The following is a 6,766-nucleotide window of genomic DNA, read 5'->3' as shown; positions in this document are numbered from 1 at the left end:
GGCCGAATGCGCGCTGGCGGTACGTGAGGCGTCGCATAGGGGCCTTACGACGCGCTGGGTGCCGCCACGACGCACTGTACTTGGTGAGCGGCCCGCGGGTGCGTGGTGCGTGGGGAGGCCCGGGCACTGGAGCCGGCCCGTGGCAACCGTGGCCGACGCCAGCCGTACCTGGATGCGCGCTGGCGGTACGTGAGGCGTCGCATAGGGGCCTTACGACGCGCTGGGTGCCGCCACGACGCACTGTACTTGGTAAGCGGCCCGCGGCCGCGTGAGGCGGCCCCGGCGACTCGAGGGAGCCCGGGCCAGGCGCGGGTGGAGGACCGGCCGCACGAGCCCCACCCGCTGAACCGACGCCCGCGCCCACACGCAACAAGGGCGGCCCCGGTCTCCCGGAGCCGCCCCTGCTGAAGAGGTGTGGACTACGCCTTGACGGCGCCGTCCATGATGCCTCGCACAATCTGACGTCCAGCCACGAAGAGCAGCAGGATCAGCGGAACGGTCGCGAGGAACGATCCGGTCAGGATGATGGAGGTCTTGGGCACCGAGCCAGCACGGAGGTTGTGCAGGGCGGGGCCGATGGTCTGCCACGTGGTGCCACCAACGGCAACCAGCGCCCAGATGTACTCGTTCCAGGCGCCCACCGCCGCGATGAGTCCAAGCACACCAAGTGCGGGACGCAGCGTGGGGAGCACGATGGCCGTGTACACGCGGAACGTGGAGGCACCGTCAACGCGAGCGGACTCGATGATCTCGTCCGGGATGGCGTCCTCGATGAATTGGCGCATATAGAACACGCCGAACGCCGAGACTAAGGCAGGGACTGTCACCGCCCATAGGGTGCCGATCCAGCCGAGCGCCTGCATGATCTGGTACGCGCCCACGATGCCCAGCTGGGCCGGAATCGTCAGCGTGATGACCACGAAGTAGAACAGCGGGTCACGGCCACGGAAGCGCAGCTTCGCGAAGGCGAAGCCGGCCAGCGAGCAGAAGAACAGCGTTCCGGCCACAACCACTGCCACGACGATGAGCGAGTTCGCTGCGGACCGCAGGAACTGCACGGAGTCGTAGGAGGGGTACGAGGGCTCGTTGCCGCCGTTGATCAGGTTCCAGTTGAAGGAGAAGTACGGCCCAGGAGTCCACGTGGGGAATCCGTCAACGTAGACCTTGTCTTCCTTCCACGTGGAGATGATGCCCGCCCAGTAGATGGGCCAGAAGCCGATCAGCAGGACGAAGGACAGCAGGATGTAGTTGACCCAACCGGCCGGGGTGTCCTGAGGGGAGCGACCGAGCAGCGCAGGGTTGTTCTGCTTGGCAGCTTCTTCCTGCGGGGCCTCAAGCTCAGCAGTTGCGGCGCTCACTTGCGGCCTCCGATCTTGTTGGACAACCAACCATTCATTGCGGCAACCGCCACGACGATCACGAACAGCACCCACGACATCGCGCCCGCGAAGCCGAAGTTGGTTTCATTCCATCCGGTATGCCAGATGAGCTGCGCGACTGTTCGCCAGATATGGGAGTTACCACCACCAGAACCAGAAGCCGGGTTCTCATCGAACTGCACCGGCTCTGCGAACAACTGGAGGGAGCCGATGGTGGAGAGGACCACGGTGAAGATCACCATGGGACGAATCATGGGAACCGTGATGGACCACAGCTGACGCCATGCGCCAGCGCCGTCAAGCGCGGCGGCCTCGTAGACATCCTTGGGGATGGACTGCATGGCAGCCAAGTACAGGAGGGCGTTGTAGCCGGTCCACTTCCAGTCGATCATGATGACGAGCGCGAGCCACGCTGACCAGCGCTCTGCGCGCCAGTCGAGTCCTTCGATAGTTCGCGTTCCGTACGTTGTCTCGACGCCAAAGAGGCTCAGGATCCAGTTTGCCTGGCCGCCATCGCGGGCGAAGAACGTGGCGAACACGATCGACGAGGCGACGATGGGGGTGATGTAGGGAATCAGGATGCCGATGCGGAACACCGACTGCGCTCGCAGACGGCGGTTCAGGAGCGAGGCGAGGATGAGGGCGAGAATCAGCTGCGGAACGGCCGAGAGGATGAAGAGGCCGAACGTGTTGAAGATCGCCTGCCAGAAGTCAAAGCTGGTAAGCGTCCGTTCGAAGTTCTCAAGCCCAACCCAACGCTGCGTGAAGATGTTGGTCGAGGTGCCCGTGCGACTGACGGGGTACTCGTTGCGATACGACTGGAAAGAAATCAGTGCGCTGTACACGATCGGGAAGATGCCGAACGCGACAAACAAGATAAAGAAGGGGGAAATCAAGATGTAGGGAACGACGGCGTGGTCGAAGCGGGCCCAAATCGAGGACTTTGGCCCCCGCGCCCGGCGCTGCACACCCGCGTCGTCGTCCGTGCCTGCAGCGTTGGCCTCAGTGGCCTCGACGCTCTTGGCGGACATGTGTTACCTCCGTTGGTAAGGAAACCTCGTGATCCGATGCTAATGCTCGCCACGCGAAACGGGGGCAGGTCTTGCGACCCGCCCCCGTCCGCATTGTGACGTGGTTCGGATTACGCGGCAGCGTCGGCCTTCTCGGCGGCCTCGATTGCAGCGTCCCAAGCGTCGGCAGACTTGATCTTGCCGGACTGAACGTCGTTCAGCACGCCCTGAACAGCGGTGGAGACCGCGGCGTTCTTGGGGGCGTAGTAGATCGCACCGGGGATGTCGGCAGCGGTCTTCGTGAAGATCGCACCAACCGGAGCGTTCGAGAAGAACTCGTTCGTGAAGCCCTGGATGTCAGGGTTGTCGTAGAGCGACTCCTGCGAAGGCAGGTTACCGATCGTCTGGAAGATGGCGATCTGCTGGTCGGCCTGGATCAGCCACTCGATGAAGTTGTAGGACTCCTGAGTGGTGTGCTCGTCGTACTGGTCCGGAATGGTCCAGAACGAGCCACCCCAGTTACCACCGGGGCCGGGGATGTCAGCGACGTCCCACTTACCAGAGGTTTCAGGGGCCTGACCCTGGATGTAACCCATCATCCACGCGGGGCAGGCGAGAACGGCGAAGGAGCCGTTCGCGAAGCCCGTGTTCCAGTCGTCAGACCAGAGCGCGATGCCAGCGGAGAGGTCAGCGTCGATGACGGCCATGGCCTGGTCGAACGCAGGCTTTGCAGCCTCCATGTCCAGCTCGTTGTTCTTGTTGTAGAACGCGTAGCCGGTACCCAGCTGGGTCATGACGGGGTTGAGGATGTTGGTGGCGTTGTCCACCCAGTGCTTGCCGTCCGAGCCTTCCTGGTACTTCTTGCCCAGGTCGATGAAGCCGGCCCAGGTGTCGCCAATGGCGGCGTCAACCTCAGCGCGGTCGGTCGGGATGCCAGCGGCCTCGAAGAGGTCCGTGCGGTAGCAGAGCGCGAGACCACCGACGTCCGTGCCGAGACCAATGGTCACCGACTCGTCCGCGTTGGAGGCCTGGGCCCACTTCCACGGGAGGTAGTTCTCCTTGTACTTGCCAGCACCAAGGTCAAGCAGGTTGACGAAGCCCTCAGCCTGGGCAACGAAGCCGGCCGTGTAGCCCTCGTCGATGGCGGCGATGTTCGCGGCGCCAGAGCCGGCGATGAGCGCCTGCTGCAGAGCGTCGTGCTGAGCACCGTACTCACCGATGTTCGTCTTGATCGTCACCCACGGGTGGTCCGCGGTGTACTCGGCAATCAGCGTGCCATCCTCAAGACCGAAGTTGCCCCAGTAGTTGACGTTGAGGGTAACCGGCGTCTTGTCGACGGGCGCCTCGGTCGTGGGAGCAGCCGACGTGGTCGGGTCCTCGCTGGATGAGCAGGCGGAGAGCAGGAGCGCCGAGGCCGTACCAACAGCGAGCACCGTCGCCGTACGGGATCGAGTCCACTTCATTGTTGAATCCCCTTTGGTTCATGCGGCGCCCCCTCGTTGGGACGCAATGCCACTGTAGCGTCACGCAAAACGTTTCGAGCATTCGGACGGTCACGGATTGATTACGATCCGGACGCCTCTTGGGAACGTTTCGATTCGTGCCGCGTGTCAGCGCGCCGCAGCCACCAAAGAGTTCACGGAAACGAGGACGTTGGGGGCGAGGAAGGCCTCCGGCTCCACATCGCTGCCCGACGCTATGGTCACCACAGCGCGGTCGTCGGCTACCAGCGTGAGCAGGGCGGCGTCGGCAACAGCCTCGGGATCCACCTTGTCTGCCAGCACCGTGAGATCCCTGACGAACCCGTGGGCGCGCACCTCGATCTCGTAGCCGCCGTCCACCTTGCGAGCGGTCGCCGTGTACGGCGCCGCCTCGTAGGCGATGTCCTTGTCTTCCGCGAAGGTCCACACCGCGCGCACGTGTTCCACGTCGCCGGGGTACCCGGCGTCGGCCACCAGAATCTCCCCCCTCGCATCCGCAGGGGAGAGCACGTGAGACGGCACCTCGATCGTGACGGTCTCGCGGGCACCTGCACTCAGGTGCGCCGTGGCCACCGCCAACTCCGTGCCGTCGAGCGCCATGCGTGTGAAGGTGAGCGTCTCGCTCCACCTCTCATCGCTGTCGTTCACCGCGACGAGGTGAGCCGTACCGCCCACCTCAACCCCGCCGTCGGCCCCACGGGGCTGGAACGTGAGTAGGCGAGGCTCAAAGACCTTCTTGAGGGCGTAGTACAGCGGCTTTGGCCGCTCCTCGCCGTCAACGGCCGCCCACGAGGTCACGGGCCAGCAGTCGTTGAGCTGCCACACGATCGCGCCAGCCGTGTGCGGCCACCACGAGCGGTAGTGCGCAATGCCGAACTCGATAGCGCGCGCCTGGTTGAGCGACGTGATCCAGTGCCACGTCTCGAAGTCGTCGCTGTCCGGAAGGTGCGGCACGTACCCCGCGAGCAGCTTGTCGTTGCCCTTGTCCGCCTTCTGGTGGGCGAGCCACACCTCGGAGGTCTTGTCGAAGCCCTCCGAGGGCAGGTTGGCGAGCATCGTGGCCCACGTTGCCGGCCCTTGGAAACCAAACTCCGAGCAGAACCGCGGCGCGTAGTCCGCGTAGTGGGTGTAGTCGATCTGGTTCCAGACCTTCCACTCGTGCACCGTGCCCACCGTGGGGTCGTTGGGGTGCACGTCATCCTTATAGGGGTGCGTGGAGAACGGCGACGAGGGCGTGTAGGGGCGCGTGGGGTCCAGCTCCGCGAGGATCGTGGGCAGCACCTCCTCGTAGTACTTCTGCCCCCAGCCCTCGAGCCCAGTCGCGGCCATCGCCTGCTGCCAGCCCCAGTCCCACCAGCCCCACACGTTCTCGTTGGAGCCGTTGTAGATCACGAGGCTCGCGTGAGGAGCAAGGCGCGTGACGTTCTCGCGCACCTCTGCCTCAACCTCGGCGACCGTCTCCGCGTCCTCGGCGTAGGCCGCGCACGCGAACAGGAAGTCCTGCCACACCATCACACCGCGCTCGTCGCACACGTCGTAGAAGTCGTCCGTCTCGTAGATCCCGCCGCCCCAGATGCGCAGCAGGTTCATGTTGGCGGCGGTGGCCTGCTCCACGCGGCGCACCAGGCGCTCGCGCATGATGCGCGTCATCAGGTGGTCGTCCGGAATCCAGTTGGCGCCCTTGACGAACACCTTCTTGCCGTTCACCACGAACGTGAACGCGCCGCCCTTCTGATCAATCTCAATGGTGCGGAAGCCAATCCGGCGCTCAAAGCTATCCAGGTGCTCGTCCGCGCTGTGCAGTTCCACCGTGAGCGTGTGCAAGACCGCGTCGCCATAGCCAATGGGCCACCATAGGTCCGCGTTGGGTACCTCTACACGCACACTGCCCGACGCTGCGGTTCCGTCGATCTCAACACTCGCCTCGGCAGTGCCCACCTTTGCGACCACGGTGAGCGGAGCGTCGGACGCTCGCTCTACGTCAACGTGCACGGTGACCACACCGGTGGTGCCCTCAACGGTCACAAGCGGGCGCACCGCGGCGAAGCGAGCAACGCGCCAGCGCTCGATACGCACGCCCTTCCAGATGCCAGCCGTCTGCAGGTCTGGCCCCCAGTCCCATCCAAACGAGCACGCCATCTTGCGAATGGTGTTGAAGGGGTGCGGGTAGTTGCGCGTGCCCTTGAGGATCTCGTCTGGGTCGCCATCGATGACGCCCTGACGCGCGGCCTCGGCGATGAGCTCGAGGTTGGGCTGCGGGCGAGGACGGTCGCCTAGCTGCTCCTCGCGCGCGAGCGCGTACTCAAGGGCGGAGGAAAAGTCCACGTCGAGGCGGTTGGCCCCGGCCTCGAGTGCCTCGCGCACGTCAAAGCGGTAGGAGCGGTGCATGTTGGCCGTGCGGCCCACCTGGTGGCCGTTGAGGCTGATGGTTGCCACGGTGTCGAGACCATCGAAGACCAAGTCAACGCGCTCACCCGCGGTGGGCTCCGTCGCCGCGAACTCGGTGGAGTAGCGCCAGTCGCACCGCCACATCCATTGGAGGTCCTTCTCATTGGTGCCGTAGTACGGGTCCGGGATGAGCCCCGCGCGCAACAGGTCCGTGTGCGTGGTGCCGGGAACCTCGGCGTCGATGGTGGCGCCAGCGATGGCGGAGGGGGCGTCGCCCGCGGTGTGAGAGAGGGTCCAGCCCTCGCGAAGCGGGTTGGCCAGGAGCGTTACGGCAGTCATGAGCCCTTCCAAGGTGGGTGGATATGCAAAGTCTGCCACGGCGTCGGCCCTTTCAAGCCTGGGTACTTAGGTCCCATGCGAGGCGGAGTATTGCGGCCTAGGTTGTAGGTATCGGTCAACGCAGACATACAGAATCGCGAACCGGAGTGCCTCACAAGGGCCAAGGACA

General features: G+C 64.7%; 4 protein-coding genes. All 4 read right to left on the bottom strand.

Annotated elements, in window-relative coordinates:
- Positions 1-419: 419 nt before the first annotated feature.
- Entirely contained in the window at positions 420-1,358 is a 939-nt protein-coding gene (locus tag QM618_RS03130; RefSeq protein WP_428094824.1) for a carbohydrate ABC transporter permease, read from the bottom strand.
- A complete protein-coding gene (locus tag QM618_RS03125; protein ID WP_428094822.1) occupies positions 1,355-2,410 on the bottom strand; it encodes a carbohydrate ABC transporter permease in 1,056 nt (351 codons plus the stop codon). Before QM618_RS03125 ends, QM618_RS03130 begins: the two co-directional genes overlap by 4 nt.
- A 110-nt stretch (positions 2,411-2,520) precedes the next feature.
- Positions 2,521-3,852, bottom strand: coding sequence for an ABC transporter substrate-binding protein (locus QM618_RS03120; protein ID WP_428094820.1), 1,332 nt, complete (start codon positions 3,850-3,852; stop codon positions 2,521-2,523).
- A gap of 147 nt (positions 3,853-3,999) precedes the next feature.
- Positions 4,000-6,597 (bottom strand): glycoside hydrolase family 2 protein, encoded by a 2,598-nt coding sequence (locus QM618_RS03115; RefSeq protein WP_428094817.1) that lies wholly within the window; start codon positions 6,595-6,597, stop codon positions 4,000-4,002.
- Positions 6,598-6,766 lie beyond the last annotated feature (169 nt).

Origin of the sequence: Demequina sp. (assembly GCF_049841215.1) — a bacterium.
GTDB lineage: Bacteria > Actinomycetota > Actinomycetes > Actinomycetales > Demequinaceae > Demequina.
This window is presented reverse-complemented; position numbering and strand designations above follow the sequence as displayed.